The sequence below is a fragment of the Paenibacillus sp. O199 genome, assembly GCF_001636635.1.
GTDB classification, from domain to species: Bacteria; Bacillota; Bacilli; order Paenibacillales; family Paenibacillaceae; genus Paenibacillus; species Paenibacillus marchantiae.
Window position 1 is genome coordinate 170,243 of sequence record NZ_LGRP01000010.1, and the last position, 25,360, is coordinate 195,602.

At 48.3% G+C, this 25,360-nt stretch carries 22 protein-coding genes; 17 read left to right on the forward strand and 5 right to left on the reverse strand.

The window, feature by feature from the left end:
- Positions 1 to 59 precede the first annotated feature (59 nt).
- Positions 60 to 1,424, forward strand: coding sequence for a sodium-dependent transporter (locus A6049_RS17505; RefSeq protein WP_063565896.1), 1,365 nt, complete (start codon positions 60 to 62; stop codon positions 1,422 to 1,424).
- Positions 1,425 to 1,600: 176 nt separating this feature from the next.
- Entirely contained in the window at positions 1,601 to 2,695 is a 1,095-nt protein-coding gene (gene rlmN, locus A6049_RS17510) for a dual-specificity RNA methyltransferase RlmN (protein ID WP_063565897.1), read from the forward strand.
- Between the two features lie 288 nt (positions 2,696 to 2,983).
- Here rlmN and A6049_RS17515 read toward each other — a convergent pair whose 3' ends face one another.
- Positions 2,984 to 3,424 (reverse strand): GNAT family N-acetyltransferase, encoded by a 441-nt coding sequence (locus tag A6049_RS17515; RefSeq protein WP_063565898.1) that lies wholly within the window; start codon positions 3,422 to 3,424, stop codon positions 2,984 to 2,986.
- 141 nt (positions 3,425 to 3,565) lie between these two features.
- Between A6049_RS17515 and A6049_RS17520 the strand changes: the two genes are divergently transcribed.
- From A6049_RS17520 to A6049_RS17540, 6 genes are all read left to right on the forward strand, one after another.
- Positions 3,566 to 4,072 (forward strand): MarR family winged helix-turn-helix transcriptional regulator, encoded by a 507-nt coding sequence (locus A6049_RS17520; protein WP_063565899.1) that lies wholly within the window; start codon positions 3,566 to 3,568, stop codon positions 4,070 to 4,072.
- A gap of 53 nt (positions 4,073 to 4,125) precedes the next feature.
- Positions 4,126 to 5,226, forward strand: a complete 1,101-nt coding sequence (locus tag A6049_RS17525; RefSeq protein ID WP_342671829.1) for a glycosyl hydrolase family 8 — start codon at positions 4,126 to 4,128, stop codon at positions 5,224 to 5,226.
- Between the two features lie 115 nt (positions 5,227 to 5,341).
- Positions 5,342 to 6,217, forward strand: a complete 876-nt coding sequence (locus tag A6049_RS17530; RefSeq protein ID WP_063565901.1) for a diguanylate cyclase domain-containing protein — start codon at positions 5,342 to 5,344, stop codon at positions 6,215 to 6,217.
- A gap of 26 nt (positions 6,218 to 6,243) precedes the next feature.
- A complete protein-coding gene (locus tag A6049_RS33620; RefSeq protein ID WP_162842446.1) occupies positions 6,244 to 6,387 on the forward strand; it encodes a hypothetical protein in 144 nt (47 codons plus the stop codon).
- Complete coding sequence (locus A6049_RS17535; protein ID WP_063565902.1) at positions 6,380 to 7,675, forward strand: glycosyltransferase family 2 protein; 1,296 nt, start codon at positions 6,380 to 6,382, stop codon at positions 7,673 to 7,675. The genes A6049_RS33620 and A6049_RS17535 overlap by 8 nt, the downstream gene beginning before the upstream one ends.
- Before the next feature lie 157 nt (positions 7,676 to 7,832).
- Complete coding sequence (locus A6049_RS17540) at positions 7,833 to 8,561, forward strand: class I SAM-dependent DNA methyltransferase (protein WP_063565903.1); 729 nt, start codon at positions 7,833 to 7,835, stop codon at positions 8,559 to 8,561.
- Positions 8,562 to 8,676: 115 nt separating this feature from the next.
- Here the strand turns inward: A6049_RS17540 and A6049_RS17545 are convergent, their stop codons facing one another.
- Together A6049_RS17545 and A6049_RS17550 are read right to left on the reverse strand one after the other, a co-directional pair.
- Positions 8,677 to 9,456: an ABC transporter ATP-binding protein gene (locus A6049_RS17545; protein ID WP_063565904.1), complete on the reverse strand. Its 780-nt coding sequence runs from the start codon at positions 9,454 to 9,456 to the stop codon at positions 8,677 to 8,679.
- 85 nt (positions 9,457 to 9,541) lie between these two features.
- The gene (locus A6049_RS17550; RefSeq protein ID WP_090809210.1) at positions 9,542 to 10,768 is read right to left on the reverse strand and encodes an MFS transporter; all 1,227 of its coding nucleotides are present in this window, start codon (positions 10,766 to 10,768) and stop codon (positions 9,542 to 9,544) included.
- A 118-nt stretch (positions 10,769 to 10,886) separates the two neighbouring features.
- On the opposite strand from A6049_RS17550, the gene A6049_RS17555 reads away from it, so the two are divergent.
- The 9 genes from A6049_RS17555 to A6049_RS17595 all read left to right on the forward strand — a co-directional run bounded on the left by A6049_RS17555 (position 10,887) and on the right by A6049_RS17595 (position 23,030).
- On the forward strand, positions 10,887 to 11,780 hold the full coding sequence (locus A6049_RS17555) for a helix-turn-helix domain-containing protein (protein WP_063565905.1): 894 nt from the start codon (positions 10,887 to 10,889) through the stop codon (positions 11,778 to 11,780).
- Positions 11,781 to 12,255: 475 nt separating this feature from the next.
- Positions 12,256 to 13,173, forward strand: a complete 918-nt coding sequence (locus tag A6049_RS17560; RefSeq protein WP_063565906.1) for an ABC transporter permease — start codon at positions 12,256 to 12,258, stop codon at positions 13,171 to 13,173.
- Positions 13,174 to 13,202: 29 nt separating this feature from the next.
- On the forward strand, positions 13,203 to 14,084 hold the full coding sequence (locus tag A6049_RS17565; RefSeq protein ID WP_063565907.1) for a carbohydrate ABC transporter permease: 882 nt from the start codon (positions 13,203 to 13,205) through the stop codon (positions 14,082 to 14,084).
- A 55-nt stretch (positions 14,085 to 14,139) separates the two neighbouring features.
- Positions 14,140 to 15,735, forward strand: coding sequence for an extracellular solute-binding protein (locus A6049_RS17570; RefSeq protein ID WP_063565908.1), 1,596 nt, complete (start codon positions 14,140 to 14,142; stop codon positions 15,733 to 15,735).
- A gap of 32 nt (positions 15,736 to 15,767) precedes the next feature.
- Positions 15,768 to 16,751, forward strand: coding sequence for a LacI family DNA-binding transcriptional regulator (locus A6049_RS17575; protein ID WP_063565929.1), 984 nt, complete (start codon positions 15,768 to 15,770; stop codon positions 16,749 to 16,751).
- A gap of 44 nt (positions 16,752 to 16,795) precedes the next feature.
- On the forward strand, positions 16,796 to 17,908 hold the full coding sequence (locus A6049_RS17580) for a glycoside hydrolase family 88/105 protein (RefSeq protein WP_063565909.1): 1,113 nt from the start codon (positions 16,796 to 16,798) through the stop codon (positions 17,906 to 17,908).
- Complete coding sequence (locus A6049_RS17585; protein ID WP_063565910.1) at positions 17,905 to 18,987, forward strand: pectinesterase family protein; 1,083 nt, start codon at positions 17,905 to 17,907, stop codon at positions 18,985 to 18,987. Before A6049_RS17580 ends, A6049_RS17585 begins: the two co-directional genes overlap by 4 nt.
- Positions 18,988 to 19,358: 371 nt before the next feature.
- On the forward strand, positions 19,359 to 20,930 hold the full coding sequence (locus A6049_RS17590; RefSeq protein ID WP_063565911.1) for a chitinase: 1,572 nt from the start codon (positions 19,359 to 19,361) through the stop codon (positions 20,928 to 20,930).
- Positions 20,931 to 23,030, forward strand: a complete 2,100-nt coding sequence (locus A6049_RS17595; RefSeq protein WP_063565912.1) for a glycosyl hydrolase family 18 protein — start codon at positions 20,931 to 20,933, stop codon at positions 23,028 to 23,030. It abuts the gene before it with no gap.
- 248 nt (positions 23,031 to 23,278) lie between these two features.
- On the opposite strand, the gene A6049_RS17600 is transcribed toward A6049_RS17595, so the two are convergent.
- Both A6049_RS17600 and A6049_RS17605 read right to left on the reverse strand, forming a co-directional pair.
- Complete coding sequence (locus A6049_RS17600) at positions 23,279 to 24,124, reverse strand: aldo/keto reductase (protein WP_063565913.1); 846 nt, start codon at positions 24,122 to 24,124, stop codon at positions 23,279 to 23,281.
- 208 nt (positions 24,125 to 24,332) lie between these two features.
- Positions 24,333 to 25,360: MFS transporter (locus A6049_RS17605; RefSeq protein ID WP_063565930.1), on the reverse strand; the 1,028-nt coding region annotated here is incomplete at its 5' end.

The window sequence follows — 25,360 nt, forward strand, 5'->3', positions numbered from 1 at the left end:
CCTGAGTGGATGACTGTTATATAATAACGGAAAATCTTAGAACAGATGGAGTAGATATAATGAATTTCAGTAAGTCCAGTAATTCCAATTTGAATCAAGACGAACCGGGCAAAGGTGAACGCTTCTCACAGGCCGGATTTATCCTGGCTGCCATTGGTAGTTCAGTGGGTCTCGGCAACATGTGGAAGTTTCCTTATATTACGGGAGAGAATGGGGGAGCGGCGTTTTTCCTGCTCTTTATCGTTTGTCTCCTATTGATTGGTCTGCCCGTATTGCTGGCTGAGCTTGCGATTGGTCGTAGCGGCAGAGGAAGCGCGGCTACGGCCTTTATCAAAGCGGGTGGGCAAAAAGGGTGGCTTGCGGCTGGTTTGCTGCAAGTATTGACGCCGTTTATCATTCTTTCCTTTTATGTCATCATTGCAGGCTGGACGCTGCAATATGCAGTGACGTCATTCAGCGGCACGCTGTATAACAATCCTGACTATGCTGGGCAATTTGGTGATTTTGTAGGCGGTTATATGCCGATTGTCTGGCAGCTGATTTCAGTTCTGATTACAGGCTGGATCGTAGCCAAAGGGGTATCGAATGGGATCGAGAAATTTAACAAAGTGCTGATTCCAGCGATGCTCGTTCTGCTCATTATCCTGATGGTTCGCGCAGTGACTTTGCCAGGAGCTGGTGCGGGAGTTTCCTTCTTCCTGAATCCTGACTTCTCGCAGCTTACGACTGAATCTGCGCTTGTTGCGCTTGGACATGCTTTCTTCTCCCTATCGCTGGGTATGGGTATTCTCGTGACATACGGTTCATATGTTGATAAAAATCAATCGCTCGGTGCAGCAACCATTGCTGTCGGTGCGGGTGACTTGATCTATGCATTCATTGCCGGTCTGATCATATTCCCAACGACATTCTCCTTCGGGATTGCACCGGATCAGGGTCCGTCGCTGATCTTTGTGGCTCTGCCGGCAGCCTTCTCAGCTATGCCGCTGGGCTTCGTGTTTGGTGGGTTGTTCTTCGTGCTTCTAGCGATTGCGGCGTTAACTTCGGCTGTATCCTTGCTGGAAGTTCCGGTGAAATATTTCATGGAGAGACTATCCTGGAGCCGGAGTCGTTCGGTATGGACCATCTCACTTGCGGTCTTTATCGTTGGGCTTCCTTCGGTATTGTCGCTTGGATTGTTCCCTGAATGGAAGATTGGCTCGAAGAGTGTGTTCGACTGGATGGACTTTATGGCGTCCAACATTTTACTTCCGATTGGTGGATTGCTCGTTACTATTTTTGCCGGATATTTCTGGAAAAAGGCAGCCGAAGCTTCCGGCCTGCGTGCAGGCTGGTTCCGGGTATGGCTGTTCATGCTGCGTTATATAGCGCCAATCCTGGTGCTTCTGGTTCTGCTGCACACCTCCGGTATTATTCACTTCTAAACGGTTGGGAATTGAAGTGGAGAAGTAAGCTACTGTGCAGATTTGCCATTGATAAAACCTCTTGGAAGAAATGCAAAAGCCCTTGTGTTCCCTCGTCAATTTTGGGACAATACAGAGTAGAGGTTTTTTCGATAGACCGATAAGCCATATGCTTTTTGCGAAAAGAGGACAATAACATGATTAAATCATCCATATATGGATTAACATTAGAGCAATTACGTGACTGGCTGCCGGAGCACGGACAGAAGAAATCCCGTGCTTCCCGCATCTGGGAATGGTTATATCAGGAGCGTGTGCACGATTTTACAGACATGACGGACGTGCGTCAGGAATGCCTGGATGTCATTTCCGAGCACTTCACGATGAACTCGCTGAGTGAACATGTGAAGCAGGAATCCGCAGACGGCACCGTGAAATTTCTGCTGCGTATGCAGGACGGTAATCTGATTGAAACGGTCTTAATGCGCCAAAAATACGGTCTCACTGTATGTGTAACTACTCAAGTGGGATGTAATATTGGTTGCAGCTTCTGCGCGAGCGGGCTGATCAAGAAGAGCCGCGATCTGTCCGGTGGTGAGATTGTAGAACAGATTATGCATGTACAACAGTATCTTGATGCAGCTGGTCAAGGCGAGCGGGTAACTAACGTGGTCGTAATGGGAATTGGCGAGCCGTTTGACAATTTCCAGAACATGACTGACTTCATCGAAGTGATCAAGCATCGTAAAGGACTGGCGCTTGCGGCCAAACGGATCACCGTATCCACGAGTGGGCTACCTGACAAGATCAAGGAATTTGCAGACAGCAGTCTGCAGGTTAATCTAGCGATCTCCCTGCACGCACCGAATAACGAACTGCGGACACATATCATGAAGATCAACCGGGCCTTCCCGATTGAACAATTGATGGATGCAGTGGATTATTACCTGGCTACGACGAACAAGCGTATTATGTTTGAGTATATTTTGCTCCGGGATGTCAACGATCAGCGTGAACATGCGGCCGAACTGGCTGAACTGTTGTCCAGCCGCAAGAGTATGGTCAGCATCAATCTGATTCCGTATAATCCGGTGGATGAGCACAGTCAGTATCAGCGGAGCACGGAAGAGTCCATTCTGGGCTTCTATGATACGTTGAAAAAGAATAACATTAACGCAACTGTACGCATGGAACATGGTACCGATATCGATGCGGCATGCGGACAATTGCGTAGTAAACAGATGAAAAATAACGCCACTGAATCCCAGCCAGGTCGTCTGGCTTTGGGATAAGGATGCAAGAGAAGAAGTCAGGTTAACGCCTGACTTCTTTGTCATGTTATATACTTATTAAATACTCTCCCAATATGGCGCTACATCTAACGAACTCATTCACCTTATTGCAGTCAAATTGACATAGAAGGTGCAAGCTAGTTTGCAAAACAGAAACTAAGGCGTGTACGATTCGTTACAATCCCAAAATGGTTGAATCTCCATTAATAGCACTGACTGGGTTCATTAGAAACCAAAAAGAGCATCCCAAAGTCTTGTTCTTGAACTTTGAGGATGCTCTTTTTGTATTTATTTCAGTTTTTTGGTCATCAGTAGATGAGGAATGCCATCTTCCATGAATACGTCCGAGGCTGCCGTGTATCCGAGACGTTCGTAGAATCCGGAGGCTTGTACCTGTGCGTGCAGCTTGGCTTTCTCCAGCCCTTGAGCGAGAGCCATCTGCTCCAGCTTATCGATCAGCACACGACCAAGTCCATGTCTCCGATAATCGATCATGACACAGATCCGTTCCAATTTGGCAACATTTTCGACCACGCGTAGTCTGGAAGAGGCGGCAGGAACGCCGTCTACGTAGAGCAGGATATGTTTTGCTTCCGTATCCAATGCATCAAAGGTGTCGAATTCATCTTCTGCAGGCACCCCTTGCTCTTCAACAAAAATAGCGGTACGAATGGCGAAGCAGGCGTCGAGCAATTCCTGGTTATTAGCTTCAACAATAGTTGTATTCATGAATGTTTCTCCTTTAGTCAATCGTAATTCTATTCTGGCATGGTAAACTGGTAGATAGCTTGAATATATACCTGTTCGATGTGTTATCATGGTTAAAATTTAAACTGATCCAATTCAGTTATATCATCAATTATGTTGCGAATGCAACAATTTTATGGAGGAGTGAATACATTGACTGAAAAAAAAGAAGTGTTGCGTGAAATCGGCATGATTGCCCGCTGTCTGGATTCGATCAGCAACGTTGAATTCCAACATCTGAACTTGTCTCGTGGACAGTATTTGTATCTTTATCGCATATGTGAGAATCCTGGTATTATCCCCAACCAGCTCGCTGAATTAATCAAAGTGGATCGGACCACTGCGGCCAGAGCCATCAGCAAACTGGAAGCGGACGGGTTTGTCGTCAAACAGTCGGCAATGGGTAATAAAAAGAATAAGTTGTTATATCCGACTGATGCTGGTCTTGAAGCCTGGGAGTTCATCCGCAGGGAGGGTGTTCATTCGGACCAGGTAACGCTGGAGGGCTTAACGGAGGAAGAGATTGAGATTGCGGTTAAGCTGCTGCGCCGGATGCGCCACAATATTGAGGTGGATTGGAAATTCGTCAAAAAGGGCGGCCGCCGACCTTATATGGATCAATCTGAATGAGCAAATAGTGATATTCCAGAACTGTAACAACACAGGAGGGAAATATGCAGGTCATGAACCGGAAAAGACTGGTGTGGTTGGTCATACTGGCAGTTGGTATCGCGGCAGCATGGATTATTTTTATGAAGGAGCGGTTTGTGATGAACGATCCATCCCCGACAGTCTCTTTTGTACAGAATCATATGACCAACTCGAATGGCACACTGGCCACCTATCTTCAGGATGCTTCGTCAGAAGATCCAAATATTGTGGCAGGTCGGGAGGCTTTGTCTGAATCCATCGGACTGTGGATGCAATACGCCGTAACCAAGAACGATCAGGTGTTATTTGAGCAGAGTTATGATCTCTTAAAGACCTATTTTCTGATGCCTCAAAACTATATTGCCTGGAAGCTGGATGCGGAAGGGAAGTCTCATGTGACCACCAATGCGCTTGGCGATGATTTTCGAATCGTCGGGGCATTATTGAAGGCGGCAGATCAATGGGAGCAGGGCCGGGAGGGGAAGCTGGGAACAGCCAATCATATTGTCCGTACACTGACGCAATCCGTTCAGACCAAGGGGTATTATGTTGATTTTCACGATTTCGCTAATGGACATTCACCGGATATATTAAGTCTGGTTTATGTTGATCTGCAGGCGCTGCAAGCGATGGAAGAGCATGAAATGCTGGAACCAGGAACCTATAACAAATACGAATCTCTGCTGAAAAGCATGCCGGATGACGGCGTATTTTACCCTAAAACCTTTAATGTGGTAACGAAAGAATATACATATGATGATACGGTCAACCTAATCGATCAGCTAATTGTCGCCAACCATTTAACGGCAACCAACCGGACGCCGGGCAAGTTAATTGCCTTTTTGAAAACTGAATTCAATACCCGTCATCAGTTGCCGGGTCAATATAAACGTACGGGTCGTGCACCCGCCGTATCCTATGAATCTCCATCCGTTTATGGACTCGCCATGCTGCTCGCTGTTCAATCAGGTGATCCAAAATGGGCCAAACAGCTGTATAACCATATGATCGCCTTGCGCAGTCTGGATAACGCTTATCCGGGAGGGTACGTATTTGATGGCAATACACATATGTTTGATAACCTATTCCCTTTACTTGGCGAGACTGAATTACAAAAGTTCCTTGAAAAGTAATAATTCTGTCATTTTATATTTTTAATATTATGTTAGCATAATATTTGTCTAATCATGTCATAATTTGTTGTATTATAATTATCACTATCAAAATTCTACTGGAGAGAAGGTAACTATGAGGAATAAAGCACCCATTCGTCGTATTGCATGGGGATATGCCAGTTTGATCGGATTAGCCGTGATCCAGCAACTCGTTGTCTATCTTAAAATTTATATGAATCAGAGTTATACCATACTGGATGTGGTATTCAGTATCGCCTCGCTTGGTGCGCTGGTTCTTGGTTTTGTGATACCTGTCGGAGTGTCTGTCGTCGCCGGATTTGTATATCTGGTCTCTTACTTTGTCTGGCTTGTTACCTATGCAGATGTGAATGTGCTTACGTTCTCATGGTGGCTATTAATCCCGGCCAATGTGGCTGTGGCTGCTTTTGTTAAGGCAAGTCTTGTGCGCAGTGCCCGTGTCATGGAACGTCTGCAGGAGCTGCAGGAACGTAATCCGCAGATTGATCCAGATACATCCTTGGGCAACAAGGAAGCTCTTGCCGATACGGTCATTAAGCAAAGCAATCTTGCCAGACGTTATTCGGAGCAATATGGATTCAGCATGGCCATGTTCAAGATTGAATTTTTGCCATTGGTACTGGAGTCACTTGGTTCCGTACGATATGCACAGTTTCTGCTTGAGCTGTCCAATACGATCCAAAAGCAAATCCGGTATGAGGATTACAAGTTTTATGTGGATCGGGGACGGTTTGTGATCATTTGCCCGATGACCGATGTGGGGCACTTGCCAGTACTTACAGAACGGATCAAAAAAGCGATGATGGACCTGCAGATGATTGATAAAAAAGGCAATGAACTACAGACGGTTATTCGATCCGGTGCACTGGTATTCCAGAAGGAACAGTTCGGCAAGTATGAGGATATTGATGCTGTTATTGCCGCGCTGGAACGGAACACAGAGACAGATCTCATTGGAGAGTATATCTAAAACTAGCGGGAAAGGAGAGATGCTCTGTGGACTATATGTCATGGTTCATCCCGATCTGCATCGCCGTCAGCTGTATGTTCGCGGTTTTTACAATTGTATTAACGATTGCCACTCTTCGCTTTCGATCCAAGGTGAATCGCAAGTACGATCGGAGGAAGGTAAGTGGCTGATTTTATATTGCTATTATCGATATTTAGTATATGGATTGCCGTATTTGAATCCATAGTCATTATGGCTGGAGCCGTTCGTTTTATTCAAAAACAGGACAAAAAGGGGATTCAGATTCCTAAGAACATGGATCATTATCCAACCGTAACCGTCATGGTACCTGCACATAATGAAGGATTGGTTATTGTAGCTACCGTGGAGCATATCCTGCGTCTGAATTATCCTGAAGATAAGGTTCAGATCATCGTTATTGCGGATAACTGCACGGACGATACAGCGGAGAAGCTGCGGACATTTCTGAGCCAAACCAGTTATGTACATCGGAATGTGACTGTTATGGAGCGTAAGGGTACGGGAGGCAAGTCTGGTGCATTGAATGACGGTCTGGAGATATCTACGGGTGAGTGGATTTGCATCTTTGATGCAGATGCTGCCCCTGAGCGGAATTCCCTGATGTTTCTAACACAGAAGTCTTTGGAAAACCCGGAACAATACGGTGTCGTGTTTGGCAGAAATAAAGCTCGGAACCGGGGACAGAACTTCCTTTCCAAATGCATTAATCTGGAGATCATCACATCACAGCGGGTTTACCACACAGGGCTGTGGGAATTATTCCAGCTGGGTTCCATTCCGGGGACCAATTATATTATTAAAACGGAGCTAATTCGTGAGATTGGCGGCTGGGATGTTACAGCGATCACGGAAGATACGGCATTATCCTTTGAGATTTTGAATCGAGGGCAATTCATTGCCCTTGCGCCCCAGGCAGAAGCCTATCAACAAGAGCCGGAAAAGGTCGGCGTGTATATGAAGCAGCGTGAACGATGGGCAAAAGGGAATTACCAGGTTGTTTTGGATAATATCCATAACCTGTTCAACCGGTCCAGCTGGCGTAACAAGTTGTTGGTTATCTATTATGCGGTCAGTTACTTTTGGTTTATGCTCGCCATCATTGTATCGGATATCATCTTTCTCGTTAATCTAGTGTACCAGATCATTGCGATGTTCAAACCGGAAGTGATTTCACCGTTCCAATTTGCCGGAGATGCGTATGTATTTCTCGTCATTGGATGGGCGTTTATGTACTTTATATATGTATTGCAGATCAATCTTGCACTCGCGGCAGACATTGGACAGAGCAATACTCGTAATTTCATATACGCCTGTGTATCCTATTTTACGTATGCGCAGCTGTTTATTCTTATCTCGATCAAAGCTTTCTACTCTTTGGTAATGGACAAGATCAAGAAACGTGAGAGCAAATGGTACAAAACGCAGCGTTTTGGCTGAGCCATTATAATCATCATCTTCTAATACGTAAGGGCTGTCTGCTGGAGTATTTCGGGCGACAGCCTTTTTGCTGTAGAAACCTATGCCGATATTCTGTATAATCTTCCAGGCTGAATATGAGAGCTGAAATTCATTACAGTAACGGAGGGGTTGCGCAATGAGCGAACGGGGATCGGATTTTTACGAAGATGGGGCCAATTTCGAGAAGTATATGGAACGCCGGCAGTGGCAGGAGAATGCCAATGATACGTTGGAGAAGCCTGTAATGCTGGAGTTAGTCGGAGACGTTGGGGGCTTGAGCATATTGGATCTCGGCTGTGGGGATGCAAGGTTCGGAGCAGAACTGTTGGGTCCCGCCCACCGTGGTGGCAGTTACACAGGAATTGAAGGTTCAGTGAATATGATTCAGGTAGCTAATGAATCGATAAAGGGTCAGAACGCACAGATTGAGCAAGCGTATATGGAAGATTGGAGCTATCCCGCAGATACATATGATCTGGTCATATCCAGACTGGCGATTCATTATATTGAGGATGTGGACAGCCTATTTCGCAAGGTATACCATACGTTAAAAGAGAATGGCACATTCGTATTTTCGGTAGAACATCCTGTGATCACGTCCACGTTGCAGCCTTCGGGGGTCCGAACCAACTGGGTTGTCGATCAGTATTTTGTGGAGGGATTTCGTGAGCAGCAATGGCTTGGAGGTACGGTGAAAAAAATGCATCGCTCCATTGAATCCTACTATATGGCATTACAACAGGCAGGATTTCAAGTACAGCATCTGCGGGAATCGGCGCCTCAGCGTCAGCATTTTGTGAACGAGGAGACGTACCTGCGCAGACAGCGGATTCCGTTGTTTTTATTCCTGTCTGCCCGGAAATAATGCACAGAAAATTGTGGATAATTCATAATATAGCCAAAGAGCCCAAAAACCTGTCCACATGTGGATAAGATTTTGGGCTGCTTCGACTATTCTGACTGTGAATAGATATAAAAAATTATTTATCCGATGCTCTGACATATACACGTTCTCCATGTCGGTCCACATCCACAGGTGATTCAAAAAAGTTACTCAGTACGTCTTTGTTCATCAACTCACTGGTTAATCCGCTATTCACGATCTCACCCCGCCGGAGCAGCAGGCTGTGACTGAACACAGGCAATATTTCCTCCGTATGATGAGTCACGTAGATGAGCGAAGGGGTATCCGGCTTCTGCGTCAGCTCACTGATACTTTCAAGTAGCCGCTCTCTAGAGAACAGATCGAGCCCATTGCAAGGTTCGTCCAGAATGAGAACACGCGGGTTAGCCATCAGGGCTCGGGCAATGAGCAGCTTCTGCTTCTCCCCCTGGGAGCAGGTACGGTATTCGCGATCCCACAGATGCTGACAGCCGAGCATATGCATCAATTCTCGTGCTTGATCCAGATCCTCGTCGGACAGTTTATCGTACAGTCCGATGGTGGCGTGTTTGCCACTAATCACGACATACTGGGTGCGGTCGGTGCCATACAATTTCTCCTGAAGGGAGGAGCTGACCCAGCCAATCGACTTCCGCAGCTCACGCAAATCCACATCCCCGTAACGGTGTCCGAGCACAGATATTGTACCTTCTGTGGGCCAGAGATATCCGGTGATCATGTTCAGGAGTGTGGTTTTACCAGAACCATTCAGGCCAAGCAATGCCCAATGTTCGCCTTCGTTTACACGCCAGCTGACATCGTTCAGCAGGGTGATTGGTCCCCTTTTCCAAGTAACATGCTGTACATCAATGATCATGGGTTATTCCTTCCTTCTGTTTAGCCTCTGTCTCCATTATCCTGACCTTATTGTAGTCACAAAACGACTGACGTTTCAATGCATATTAGGCGTTTCTTGGCCGATCCCGGCGCAGGAATACAGCACACACCCCGAGCAGCGGCAAAAAAGAACATAGCTTGATGACGAATGAAATGCTGGTCACATCAATCAGGGAACCGAGCACAACCGAGCCGAGTCCCGCCATGCCGAACGACAGGCCGAAGAACAATCCCGATACCGTCCCAATATGACGCGGCAGCAACTCCTGTGCGTAGACAATGATGACACTGAAGCCGGACATCAGAATCAAACCGATGATGCCGCATAATACCATGGATAGAGCAGGTCCCGCATAAGGCAGCAGCAGTGAAAATGGTGCAGTACCCGCGATGGAGAACCAGATCATCGGTTTACGTCCATAACGGTCAGCCAGTGGGCCGCCGAGCAAGGTTCCAACCATTCCCGCAAATTGCAGAACGAACAGGCAGATCTGGGCCTGCGAAAGAGGCAGGTTATACGCATCGGCGTAATAAAAGGCATAGTACCCGGTCATGCCGGCAATATAAACGAATTTGGAAAACAGCAGCAGGATGAGGATCCCCATTGTAAAAGCGATAAATCCCCGACTTACAGGTTGGGCAGCAGGCTGCACAATGCCATTTGCCTGTACAGGCTGTTGCTGACGGCTGCGATTTTCCGCCAATTTGTCTCTATACCAACGGCTAACGGAAGACTGGATAAAGATCCCGATTAGGGCAAAAGCCATTAGCCACAGAAAACTAAGCTGTCCATGCGGGAGCAGGATAAAGGCAACCAGCAACGGGGCGAGAGCCTGACCTGTGTTGCCACCGACCTGGAAGATGGACTGTGCCATTCCGCGTCCTCGACCTGCCGCCAGATGGGCAACGCGTGAGGATTCGGGATGCAGAATGGATGAGCCTATGCCGATCAATGCTGCGGAGACAAGCAGCATCCATAGCTCGGAAGACAAGGCAAAGCCGAGAACACCGATGAGGGAGAACAACATGCCGCCAGGCAGAAGGATCGGCATGGGCTTGCGATCAGACATATAACCGACCAGCGGCTGTAGAACCGATGCGGTAATATTCAATGTGAAGGCAATCCAGCCCATCTGGGCGAAACTGAGCTGCATGGTCTGCTGGAAAAGCGGAAAAGCAGACGGAACAACGGTCTGCATCGCATCATTCAGCAGATGGGCGAAGCTGACTCCGGCAAGCGCCCAATTGGCGGAGTGATTGATTTGCATTTTGCTTACAGCGGCTTGTGCCACGGGAGATCACCTCGAATTATTTTTTTACCATGATAAAAGATACAGACAGATATTGTCTTTGTGAAAAGTGCTTGGAAAGTGAGCACGATTTGCTATAATGTCAGCAGGTGAGGAAACGATGGAATTAAATATGATGCTGAATGGATTGGAATTGTGGAAGGCTTCTGGCGGATTCACCAATGAACCTCATGTGCATGATGACTGGTATCAGGTTACGTTGCCTGTAAGAGGGCAATGCCATCTGGTGCAGGAACAGCATGCTTATCCACTACAAGCAGGACTAGGGATTATTGCACATCCCCGGATGGAGCACTTTTTTGAGATTGGTTCGGATTCCGCGGTTATCGTGATCAAGTTTCGTAAGCCGCCAGCTGGCGGATTGGAGGATTCAGGAAGGCAAGGGGAGCAGACCGAATTTCGGACTACACAAACCTTCGATCCTGCTGAAATTAGCAGACTGTTTCGAGGCTGGAACGCCATTTTGCTGGACGATGCGCCTGAACCATTGCAGATACAGGAAACGGAGCTTGCAGTAGAGACATATCTTGGACGAATGCTGACTGGTCAACCGAATGGGAGTAACCTGACGCTGGCAACCGCAGGAATAGGTGTGGCGGGGAGCGTGGGGTCTAGCCTGGTTTGCGGGCAGCTTTCGAATCTGCTTCAGCGAACTAATAGCAACGGCGGCGCGTTCATCGACCCCCATCTGCGGCGGGTGCTGGAGTATATACACAGTGACTATACAAGTCCAATGGACATTGAATCCATGGCGGCGGTTGCGCACCAGAGCAGATATCATTTTATGCGTTCCTTCAAGGCACTGACAGGTTCAACGCCGTATCAGTACGTGCTGAATTTGCGTGTGGAGGAAGCCACCCGACGACTGCGCCATACAACAGATTCGGTGACTACCATCAGCTTTGGGCTGGGGTTCTCCAATGTCAGTCAGTTCTACAGGGCATTTCAGCGCGTGACAGGTGTAACACCGATGGAGTATCGAAACCAGATGTAGAATCCGAAGAGGTTGAAGCCAAGGGTACACGTATAAAAAATGTAACAATCCTGCGCTGCACCAGAACGCTGGCGTAGGCAGGACAAGAACCGGGCAGAACGAAAGAAACACGTTCATTGCCCTTTTTTCGTTCTTTTTTTGCCCGCTAACCTGTCTCCCAGATCGACAAAAGCATCTAGATCTCTTCGCAAGCAAACACTGATTTTTGTTGTTGCCAAACCAGTTGGTCTTTGCTAAGATGGGAAAAATAGTTTTTTGTAAGCGTATACATTTGTAGCGAAATTACAACGTTGTAATTATAGGCTTAAGTTTATATTTACTTCATCAATCGATTCATATTTGTATTAATATTCCATTAGTAAAGGGGTTTAACGGTTTTTGTATTTAAGGGGATGATTTGATTTATGCATGAAGTGGCATGTTTGTGTTCAAAAATTCAAACGTTGTAATTTTAATGCGAAGGGGAGTCTATGAAGTGAAAAATCGCATGTCCACGCTGTTCAGCCTGATCAAACGGGATAAGTATTTGCTGCTGATGTTCTCACCCATTTTTCTGTATTACGTCATCTTCATGTATGTTCCCATGCCGGGCATGCTGCTGGCCTTCCGCAATTTCATGCCGGGGCAGGGAATGTTCAGCGGGGAATGGGTGGGCCTGAGGTGGTTTGATCAGTTCGTGAATTCCATCTACTTCTGGAGGCTGCTGCGCAATACGTTTTTGCTCGCCTTCCTGCCGCTCCTGTTCGGCTTCTCTATTCCTATTCTGTTCGCTGTCTGTATTGTGGAGATCAAGAATCAGACGTTTAAGCGGTTCGCCCAGACTGTTACCTACCTTCCGCATTTCATCTCCACCGTCGTGGTCGCGGGCATGATTATTAACTTCCTGTCACCCACGGACGGGATCGTGAACACCCTGATTGCCAAGCTCGGTATGGAGAAAGTGAACTTCATGATGGACGCCGGATGGTTTCGAACGATATTCACCAGCTCCGATATCTGGCAGAGCTTTGGTTTCAGCTCCATTATCTACATTGCAGCCATTATGGGCATTGACCCCGAAATGTACGATTCCGGCAAAATTGACGGCGTCAACAAATTCCAGGAGCTATGGCACCTGACACTTCCCAGCATCAAACCAACGATTGTCATCCTGCTGCTCCTGTCGCTTGGCGGTATCATGAGCGTAGGATTTGAGAAAGTATATCTGCTCTATAACGGTGCTACCTATGAGACCGCAGACGTGTTATCCACCTACGTATACCGAATGGGGATTGAAGGACAGAACTACGGATTTGCGACAGCCGTCGGCCTGTTCAACTCTATTATCACCTTTGTGCTTGTGTTCGCGGCTAATACGATGACCCGGCGTCTGACCAAGATGTCACTCTGGTAAGACCATATCCCGACCCAAAGGAGACCTGTATGCAAAAATCGAGAAGTGACCGGTTATTCTACGGATTTGTCTACCTGCTGACCATATTGGCAGTCGTCGTTACGCTGTATCCTTTTCTGTACGTGATCAGCATTTCATTCAGCTCAGTTGATGCGATCGACAAACAAAAGGTTGCGTTGTGGCCGGTAGGATTCACTTTGTCCGGGTACAAAATGGTGCTCCAATACCGGGAGTTGTGGGTGTCCTTCTATAACACCCTGTGGTACACCGTTATAGGTACATTGCTGAATATTGTAGCTACGTGCCTCGCTGCATTTCCGTTATCCAGGCAGCAATTTTTCCTGCGCAGAAAGCTGAACTTTTTCATCGCCTTCACCATGTATTTCTCGGGTGGACTCATCCCGGTCTACATGCTGATTACGTCACTGGGGCTATATAACACCCGCTGGGTGATGGTGCTTCCTGTGCTGGTCATTACGTTTAACGTCATGATCTGCCGCTCAGCCTTTGAGGGTATTCCGAATGAAATCTTCGAGAGTGCAAGCATAGACGGGGCCAATGAACTGACGATGCTGTATCGTCTGGCGATACCCATTATCAAGCCAACGCTTGCTGTGCTGACGCTATATTACGCCGTATTCCACTGGAACAACTTCTTCTCAGCCCTGCTATATCTGGGCAAACAGGATATGCAGCCCTTGCAAATGTTCCTGCGCAGGGTGCTGATCATGGCATCACCGGAGGTCATGCAAAAAATGGGTGGCACGATGACCACGGGTGCGCTCGCGGTGTCCACACTTCAGGTTCGGTATGTGTCGATTGTGGTCAGCATTCTGCCAATCGTTACGATCTACCCTTTTATCCAGCGGTACTTCGTCAAAGGGATTACCCTCGGAGCCGTGAAAGGATAGCCTTATTGATCACCATGCTTCACCCAAGGTTGTTCATAACAAGGAGGAATAACGGATGATAATCAGAGGGGCCGGAAGAAAAAGTGTTCTCGCGGTGATTCTTGCTATCAGTCTCGCCGGGTGCAGCAGCAGTACAGGAGTAGGGGGAGATAAGGGCAGTGCTTCACCAAGCTCGGAGCCAGCGTTCAACTACACAGGGGCAGGTCCGGTAACGGACCAGAAAGATGCCAAGCTGTCGATTCTCGGGACTAACGCATGGACGACTAACGTGGATCTCTCTACTGCCGAGATTGTGAAGAAAATTGAGAGTAATGCCGGGGTAACAGTCGATTGGGATCTCATTCCGCCGCAGAATTATGCAGATGCGGTGAATCCAAGGCTTGCGGCCGGAACAGGATTGCCGGATATCGTCTATCTGCCGGATCAGGATCAACTCATGAAATACATTAACAGTGGTCTGTTTATTCCGCTGAATGACCTAGTGGAGAAGTATGGTGTGAATCTCAAAAAAATATACGACAAATCCCCATCCGTCAAAGCCAGTTTAACGACGCCAGATGGTAAAATGTATTATGTTCCGCAGCAAACGCTTACGAAAAACTACATGCCCTTGTTTATGGTGAATGAACGCTGGTTGAAGAAGCTGGGACTGAACGAACCTGCGACACTGGATGAGTTCACAGCGATGCTGCGCAAATTCAAGACAGACGACCCGAACGGAAACGGCGAGGCGGATGAAATACCGCTGTCCATGGAATCCAAGTTTGTGCCGATGGCATTTGGTCCTGCTTTTGGCCTCGATCTGTCCAATCAGTTCTATGCGGATGACCAGGGTAAGGTACATTTCAGCTATTATGAGCCTGCCTACAAGGAATATCTGACATACCTGAACGGGCTGTACAAAGAAGGATTGCTCGGGGTGGACTATGCCAGTACCACAAGTGATCAGGTGACCTCCCGCATCTCGCAGGATGTAACCGGAGCCACGTTTAATTTTAGCTGGTACATGTCGATGGTCTACAGCCCGCTGTTCAAGGATTATGATCCGACGGAGCCCATCTTCAAAGGCATTCTGCCACTGAAAGGACCGCATGGAGACCAGTTCTATATTGGACGTACTCCTGTGAGTGGGATTTTTGGAATCTCCAAAGATAGCAAAAATCCGGAGCTCGCCTTCCGTTTCCTGGATTATGCGGTAAGTGAAGAAGCGCAGACGTATTATACGTGGGGAATCAAGGATGATACGTACACCGAAGAGAATGACGTGAAGACATTCACGGACAAAGGCAAAGATAATGACTATATCCAGAAACTCGGCATTGGTCCCGTGAATCTGCCGAACATTCAGTCTACCGATTCGGCGGATTCCGTTGTGGCCGAATGGCATGCCAAGCTCGACAAGGAATTGGAGCCTTACATCCACGAGCCGTTTCCATTCGTATATGCTCTGCCAGATGAGGCGAGTGTAGAGAGCATGTCCATGCCGGATATTACGACATATGTGGAAGAGATGAACTTCAAATTTATAAGCGGAGATGCCAGTCTGGATCAGTTTGACAGTTATATTGAGACTTTGAAAAAAATGAACATTGAGCAGGTTATTGCCGGCAGACAGGCGCAATATGACCGGTATAAGGCCGCACAGCAATAAGCTTCCCAAGGGTTGAGAGGTGTTGATTGATTTTGATAACCATTAAGGACATTGCCAAACTGGCGGGAGTGAGCTACAGCACAGTATCCAAGGCGCTCAACGGTGATCCCCGTATCAAACCGGCGACGCGGCAGAAGGTGCTCGCGGTTGCGGAGAAGCATCAATATCGAAAAAACATTATGGCACAGCAGCTTTCCACCGGCAGAAGCAACATTATCGGCTTTGTTCTTGATGAACTGAGCAATCCGTTGTTCTCGAATATATCGGGCAATCTGCATGCGGAGCTGAAGAAGCGGGGATACCAGATGATTTTGGTCGTCGCGGATGATGGGCTGGATGTTTTTAGCCAGCTTCGCGTGGATGGATGTATCCTGTGGGATTATGCGCTGGACAATCGGGATGCCTTCTGGAAAAAGTTTGCGACACTCAACATGCCATGTTTTGTGCTTGGTACAGATGAAGCCCCGAATTCCCCTTACATCAAGATTGACCGGAAAGAGGGCATATACAAAGCGGTTGAGCATCTGAAATCACTGGGACATAGCCGAATTGGTTTCATTGGCAACTCCCAAAATATCAAGCTTGAAGGGTATCGGGAAGCGTTGCAGCGCACAGGCCTTGATTTTGATCAACGTCATGTGCTGCCTGCACATTCCTCTTGGGAGGATGGTTATTTTGCCATTCGGAATTATACGTTTGAATCAGATTCGCCAACGGCATTTATTGGCTTGAACAACCTGGTGACCCGAGGCGCGCTGCGGGCTTTGCTGGAAGCCGGCTACAATGTGCCGAATGATATTTCGTTAATCGGTTATGATGATCTGCCGGATATGCAGTATGCCGAGGTGGCGCTAACCACCATTGGCCCGCCGCTGGATGAACTGGCAGCACAGGCAGCAGAGTTGATCGTATCGTTGATCCGTGATGAGCAGACGGATTATCCGGTGATTATCCAACCGAAGCTGAATCATCGCAATTCGACGGCAGTTTGCCGTCAGCAGGTGTCTGAGCATTAAGGATAGGCTGAGTACAACATTCAAGGTCCAGGGAGGGTTCTTTTATGCAAGTACAGACGCAGTTATCTTGGTCGGAGCGAATAGCGGAGATGATTTGCCAGCAATGCGATGGAGAGGGCTATCATGTGTTTCCTTCGGAACGGTGGGCATATGTTCAGGGAATGACGTTAATGGCAATGGCACGCACTGGCAAGCAATACGGCAAGGACGAGTATGTTTCTTTTATGAAAAGACATATGGATCTGTATGTTCAGGAGGATGGTTCCATCGGAACGTATTCCCTGGAAGAGTACAACCTGGATCAGATTAATCAGGGCAAGAACCTGTTCGAATTGCTGGAAACCACCGGGGATCAGCGATACGCTGAAGCTGCGCATCTGCTCGCAGCCCAGCTCGCTGGACAGCCCCGAACGTCGGAGGGCGGATTTTGGCACAAAAAAATCTATCCGTTCCAGATGTGGCTGGATGGATTGTATATGTCGTCCCCATTCTTGGCGCATTATGCTAAGACGTTTGACCGACCTGATCTGTGGGATGAAGTGGCTCATCAGATTTTGCTAATCGAACGCAAGACGCGTGATCCGCGCACGGGTCTGCTCTATCATGGCTGGGATGAATCGAAGGAGCAGATCTGGGCCGACTCCGTAACCGGATGCTCCGCACATTTCTGGAGCCGGGCGATGGGCTGGTATGCGATGGCGATCGTGGATAGTCTGGAGCACTTCCCGATCCATCATCCGCAACGGGGCACAATCATTGGCATCTTCGAGCGCATGTGTAATGCATTGGTACGTGTACAGGAGCAGGAGAGCGGGCTCTGGTTCCAGGTGCTGGATCAGGGATTCCGCAAGGGCAATTATCTGGAAGCTTCGGGTTCAAGTATGTTTGTGTATGCTATGGCGAAGGGCGTCCGCTTGCGTTACCTTGAGCCGCATTTCAGGCAGGCCGCAGAGAAGGGATGGCAGGGACTGACGTCCCGTTTGATGGAAGAAACGGAGGAAGTCGTGAAGCTGAACGCGATCTGTCACGGGGCAGGGCTCAGTCTGGATCGGGATGGTTCATACAGTTATTATGTCGGCGAGCAGATTGTAAGTGACTCGTTCATGGGCATGGCACCGCTCTTGCTGGCTGCGCTGGAAATGGAGCGATTGCCATGAACAAACCTCTGTCACATGGATCAGATGTGGATCTGTACAGGAAAGGTTACCTGGTTGCTGCGGACGGAAGCGGCGATTTTCCCACTATTCAGGCTGCCATTGATGCGATTCCGGCCGACTGCACTGAAAAGTATACGATTCGCATAAAGCCAGGCACTTATATTGAAAAACTACACATCGAGAAGCCGATGGTTCACCTCGTCGGCGCGGGAGCTGATCAGACTATCATCACGTATGATGATTATGCGCTCAAGAAGTTCCCGAACGGGGAGTTGTATCATACCTTTCATTCGTACACGACCTTTATTGGTGCAGATGATTTCACCGCTGAAGGACTTTCCTTCATCAACTCGGCTGGACCTGGTCGTGAGGTGGGTCAGGCGTTGGCTGTCTACGTGGATGGGGACCGGGCAGCCTTCAGGCATTGCCGATTTATAGGTCACCAGGACACGATCTTTACCGGACCGCTGCCCGAGCAGCCCATTGACCGGAGTTTCTTCGGGGGGCCGCGTGACGGGGCAGAGCGGCGGAAGCTGCGCCAATATTATGAGGACTGTTACATTGAGGGCGATGTGGATTTTATTTTTGGCTCGGCTACGGCAGTGTTCCAGGGCTGTGAGATTTTTGCGAAGAATCGCTTGTGCGATGCTGCTGCTGCAGAGGGAGAAGTGAATGGCTGGATCACGGCTGCTTCCACACCAGAGGATGCACGTTATGGCTATGTGTTTATCGATTGTGACCTGACCAGCAACGCCCCCGTTCAGTCCGTATATCTAGGCAGACCTTGGCGAAATCATGCCAAAGTCTGCTTCCTGAACTGCTGGATGGGGGCGCATGTGAAGCAGGAGGGCTGGCATAACTGGAACAAGAACGATGCGGAAGCGACGGTAGCGTACTTCGAATATCATAGTGCCGGACCTGGGGCCGGAAGTGTGATGGGGAGAGTTCCGTGGGCGAAAATACTCAGTGATCAGGAAGCGGCCGAATATACTGTGCCTGTTATTTTATCCGGTGAGGATGGGTGGCAACCTTTCGAAGGTATGCTGTCATTTGAACTAGTCTCCTCGAAGTTAAAATAAGCGTGGTAATACATCCGTTTATTTATAAAATAAAAAAAGGCCGTCTATCAAGTCTCTTAATGACTTGATAGAAGGCCTTTTTGCGCGGTATATTACATTTTTCGCCCCCCATAGAAATAATTTATCCCTTATCTCAATTGCATTTTACTGATTAAATACAGGGTGAGGATCTGTAAATTCCCTGTAAATTTGGATGATGTCTGCAAAAAAAGAAAACGAGAGGGAAGGTCCATTTTGATAAGGGAAGGGAGTGAAGCGATACTCATCGTCAGACGGTTTTATAAGCTCTATAGATCGCGGATCACATGTAAGTGCACCAGTGAAGCTTTGTTTGCAAGGTGCAAATAATCTGAATACAGGAGGGATTTTGCTTGAATCAAGCTGTTCGATTCCGCCCGGTCATTACATTCGCTTTGGCATTTCTTCTGATTATTACGTGGTTTGCACCAAGAGCAGACGCCGCTGCCCAATGGCAGGCAGGCACCGCATACAAACAAGGAGATCTAGTAACCTATTTAAATAAAGATTATGAATGTATTCAGCCCCATACGGCTTTGACCGGATGGGAGCCCTCAAATGTGCCTGCATTGTGGAAATACGTCGGGGAAGGTACGGGAGGAGGAACTCCAACTCCGGATACGACACCACCTTCCGTTCCTGCAGGTTTAACCTCATCCTTCGTCACGGAGACATCGGTCAATCTTACCTGGAACGCTTCCACGGACAATGTGGGCGTAACCGGATATGAAGTGTACCGGAATGGTACTCTCGCGGCGAACACTTCAACGACTACGGCTGTAGTCACAGGACTGACAGCTGGCACCACATATGTTTTTACAGTCAAAGCAAAAGATGCGGCAGGCAATCTGTCCGCAGCAAGCACCTCTCTCAGCGTTACCACTTCCAACGGATCTTCGAATCCTGGGCCTAGCGGCAGCAAATGGCTGATCGGCTACTGGCACAACTTCGATAATGGCTCTACCAACATTAAACTGCGCAACGTTTCAACAGCTTATGATGTTATTAATGTCTCCTTTGCCGAGCCGACTTCACCCGGCAGCGGAACGCTAGCTTTTACTCCGTATAACGCTACGGTAGAAGAGTTCAAGTCGGACATTGCGTACCTTCAAAGCCAAGGGAAGAAGGTACTGATTTCTATGGGAGGAGCCAATGGCACGATTGAGCTCACAGATGCGACCAAGAGACAACAGTTCGAGGATTCCCTGAAATCCATTATTTCGACTTACGGATTCAATGGTCTCGACATCGATCTTGAAGGAAGCTCCCTGTCTTTAAATGCGGGCGATACCGACTTCCGCAGTCCAACGACTCCGAAGATCGTTAACCTGATTAACGGTGTGAAAGCGCTTAAATCACACTTTGGTGCTAATTTCGTCCTGACCGCTGCACCGGAAACGGCCTATGTACAAGGCGGATATCTGAACTATGGTGGTCCTTGGGGGGCGTATCTTCCAGTGATTCATGCCTTGCGCAATGACCTGACCCTACTTCATGTGCAGCACTATAACACCGGTTCGATGGTGGGGCTGGATGGACGTTCTTACGCTCAAGGAACAGCCGATTTCCATGTCGCCATGGCCGAAATGCTGCTTCAAGGGTTTAACGTAGGCGGAAGCTCGGGTCCATTCTTTAGCCCTCTGCGCCCGGACCAGATTGCGATTGGCGTACCAGCTTCCCAGCAAGCGGCTGGAGGCGGCTATACGGCGCCAGCTGAGCTGCAAAAGGCATTGAATTATCTGATCAAAGGAGTATCATACGGCGGCTCCTATACCTTGCGCCAGCCTGCGGGCTATACCGGTCTCAAGGGTATTATGACCTGGTCAATCAACTGGGACGCGTATACGAATAACCAGTTCTCGAACGCACATCGTCCATTCCTGAATGGGCTTAGCACGCAAAAGACAGAGGAGGTTGTGTATTAAATGATACATTTAAATAAACACACTGCATTTAAGAAGACTGCAAAGTTTTTCCTTGGTCTGTCCCTGCTCTTATCCGTCATCGTTCCTTCCTTCGCGCTCCAACCTGCTACGGCCGAAGCAGCAGATTCTTATAAAATTGTTGGTTACTATCCGTCCTGGGCTGCGTACGGCAGAAACTATAATGTAGCCGATATCGATCCGACCAAAGTGACGCATATCAACTATGCTTTTGCTGATATTTGCTGGAACGGCATTCATGGAAATCCGGACCCTTCGGGCCCCAATCCTGTAACCTGGACCTGTCAGAATGAAAAAAGCCAAACGATCAATGTACCGAACGGAACAATCGTGCTCGGCGATCCATGGATCGATACGGGCAAGACATTTGCAGGGGATACGTGGGATCAGCCCATTGCAGGTAATATCAATCAGCTTAACAAGCTGAAACAAACCAATCCTAACCTGAAGACTATTATCTCCGTCGGAGGATGGACGTGGTCCAACCGTTTCTCTGATGTAGCCGCGACTGCTGCAACCCGGGAGGTCTTTGCTAACTCTGCCGTGGACTTCCTGAGAAAGTACAATTTTGACGGAGTAGATCTGGACTGGGAGTACCCGGTATCAGGCGGTCTCGATGGTAACAGCAAACGTCCTGAAGATAAGCAAAACTACACATTGCTCCTGAGCAAAATCCGTGAAAAATTGGATGCAGCGGGAGCTGTGGACGGCAAGAAGTATCTGCTTACGATTGCAAGCGGTGCGTCTGCGACCTATGCTGCCAATACGGAGCTTGCAAAAATTGCTGCCATCGTCGACTGGATTAACATTATGACATACGATTTTAACGGGGCTTGGCAAAAGATCAGCGCACATAATGCGCCATTGAACTATGATCCTGCAGCTTCAGCCGCTGGCGTGCCAGATGCCAATACATTTAATGTGGCAGCCGGAGCACAAGGGCATCTGGATGCAGGCGTACCGGCCGCTAAACTCGTGCTTGGTGTTCCATTCTACGGTCGTGGCTGGGATGGATGCGCACAAGCAGGCAACGGCCAGTATCAGACGTGCACGGGTGGTTCTTCCGTTGGAACATGGGAAGCAGGCTCTTTTGATTTCTACGATCTGGAAGCCAATTACATCAACAAAAACGGGTACACGCGTTACTGGAATGACACAGCCAAAGTGCCATATCTCTATAATGCGTCCAACAAGCGCTTTATCAGCTATGACGATGCGGAGTCCGTTGGATATAAAACGGCTTATATCAAGAGCAAAGGACTCGGCGGAGCGATGTTCTGGGAGCTCAGCGGTGACCGTAACAAAACACTTCAAAACAAACTGAAAGCCGATCTGCCTACTGGAGGTACAGTGCCACCAGTAGATACGACGGCACCAAGCGTACCCGGGAATGCTCGTTCGACAGGTGTGACGGCAAACTCTGTGACGTTGGCTTGGAATGCTTCAACGGATAATGTAGGGGTTACTGGTTATAACGTCTATAATGGCGCTAATCTTGCGACATCGGTCACCGGAACGACAGCAACAATCAGCGGACTTACAGCGGGTACTTCATATACCTTCACGGTAAAAGCAAAAGATGCAGCAGGTAATCTGTCTGCAGCCAGTAATGCTGTAACTGTAAGCACAACGGCTCAGCCGGGAGGCGATACGCAAGCGCCAACTGCACCAACGAACCTTGCGTCGACGGCACAAACCACATCCAGCATAACGCTGAGTTGGTCGGCATCCACTGACAATGTGGGTGTAACGGGTTATGACGTGTACAACGGAACGACACTGGCAACAACGGTAACCGGTACGACGGCAACGATCAGCGGACTTGCTGCGGATACCTCGTATACATTTACGGTAAAAGCAAAGGATGCGGCAGGCAACGTGTCTGCAGCGAGCAGCGCGGTGAGTGTGAAGACAGCCGCCGAAACGACAAATCCTGGTGTATCCGCATGGCAGGTCAACACAGCTTATACTGCGGGACAACTGGTCACATATAGCGGCAAGACGTATAAATGTTTGCAGCCCCACACCTCCTTGGCAGGATGGGAACCATCCAACGTTCCTGCCTTGTGGCAGCTTCAATAGTTAAAAATTGAAATACAACATTTTTAATTGAAATGTGCAGTGTTGGCGAGCTTAGTTAGTGGAAAGAGAATATGACACATGGATTGTTTCTCGGCGCTAAACAGAAGAAGATAAGAAAAGGGAAGACCAAAAACCACCGGCTCTTGATCCGGTGGTTTTTGGCTATGATATATCAAAGCAGGCTCCAACAAGGCTTTGCCCTACTTATTTTATCTAGAAATTTACTCCGACATAATTAGAAACTTCAATTAGAAATCAAAGTTGTCCGGGTCGGGTCCAACGCGAACATCTTCGTTCAGAGCGCTAATACGCTCCATCTCATCATTGGACAATTTAAAGTCGAAGATGGAAGAGTTCTCGACGATACGTTTTTCCTTGGTAGACTTGGGAATGGTGATGACACCGTTTTGCAAGTCCCAGCGCAGGATGACTTGTGCTACAGATTTACCTTTTGCAGTGGCAATTTCGGTCAGAACCGGATTGTCCAGAAGTTGACCCTGCATCAGCGGCGACCAAGCTTCCAATTGAATTCCGTTTTTCTCACAGAATGCTTTAAGTGGAGCTTGAGTCAGACGAGGGTGGTACTCCACCTGATTAATTGCTGGCTTCACTTCAGCATCCTGGAGCAGATCTTCAAGGTGATGAATGTGGAAGTTGCTGACGCCAATGGCTTTAATGCGGCCTGCTTTGTACAGCTGCTCCATCGCTTTCCATGCGCCTTTGTATTTGCCTGCTTTTGGCCAGTGAATTAGATACAGGTCCAGGTATTCCAGTCCAAGTTTGTTCAGCGTTGTCTCATATGCCGCAAGCGTCTCATCATATCCGAGGTCTGCGTTCCACACTTTGGACGTAATGAACAATTCTTCACGTTTCAGATTATTCTCTCTCAATGCCTCGGCAATCGCTTGGCCTACACCGGATTCGTTGCCGTATATAGCAGCTGTATCAATACTGCGGTAACCGTGAGCAATGGCTTGTTTAACGGCCTCGATTAATTCAGCTCCTTCTTCTACCTTAAATACGCCCAGTCCGAACCAAGGCATATGAACGCCGTTATTTAAAGCTACTGTGGATTGTAAATGTTGTGCTGTCATGTGAAGTCCTCCTCATATTATGAATCAAAATGATAGTAACGATGTTAAACGATAAATTCTAGTTTCCTTCATTAAGTCATAGTAGATTAAATTCGAATTAACGTATTATACTAGATTAAAATAAAGGCGAAACCGGTTCCGAGTTGCAGCTTCAACCTAGGAAAGACGCGTGTTTAGGCTGATATCTGACCGAACCTCCTAACCTGTCTTACGACTCTGATGGGGAATAGGGATGTTTACGATCAAGCGCTCTTGCCCAACCAGTCAGAAGAACAGCAGCCAGAACCATAATTGCACCAACCCATGTGGTATGAATCAGACCGATGGAATCTGTGATTACACCGCCCAAATATGCACCAATTGCGATACCTGCGTTAAAGGCTGCGATGTTGAAGGCGGAGGCGACGTCTTTGGCTTGTGGAGCATAACGTTCTGCGAGCGTCACGACGTACGTCTGAAGCCCTGGTACATTCATGAAGGCAAGCAGACCCATGCTGAGTATCGTGAGTAACGCTGCCAGCTTAAATGGAACTGTGAAATACAGTATGCCCAGAATGACGGTCTGGATGATAAACATATAGAAGAGTGCTCGGAGCGGATTGCGGTTGGCGGCTTTCCCCCCGATAATATTGCCGATAGCAATGGCGATCCCGTACAGCAGCAGAATTCCCGCGACCGTTTTCTCGGAATACCCGCTGATATCATGCAATAGTGGGGACAGATAAGTGAATACCACAAACGTTCCCCCATATCCCACGGCGGTAATGGCAAAAGCCAGCAGCAACCGTCCGCCTGTTACCAGCTTCAGTTGTTCTCGGAAGGCAGTTCGCGTTCCGCGTTGCAACGTGGATGGCACTAGAAGCATGTTGCCGATAAAGGCCACAACACCTACGACAACGATAAGAATGAAAGCTGCGCGCCATCCCCAGTTTTGACCGATGAGTGTACCAAGGGGTACACCAGTTACTGTAGCAATGGTCAAACCAGAGAACATGATGGCAATAGCGCTCGCCCGTCGGTTTGCAGGAACCAGGTCTGCCGCAATGGTGGAACCAATGGACATGAATACTCCGTGTGCCAAGGCGGAGACAATTCGCGCAATGAGCAGCATGGTAATTCCACTCGAGAGCGCCGCCATGGTGTTACCGGCGATGAAAACAACCATAATGGCAAGCAGCAGCGTCTTGCGTGACACCGTTGACGTCAATGAGGTCAGAATCGGTGCCCCGAAGGTTA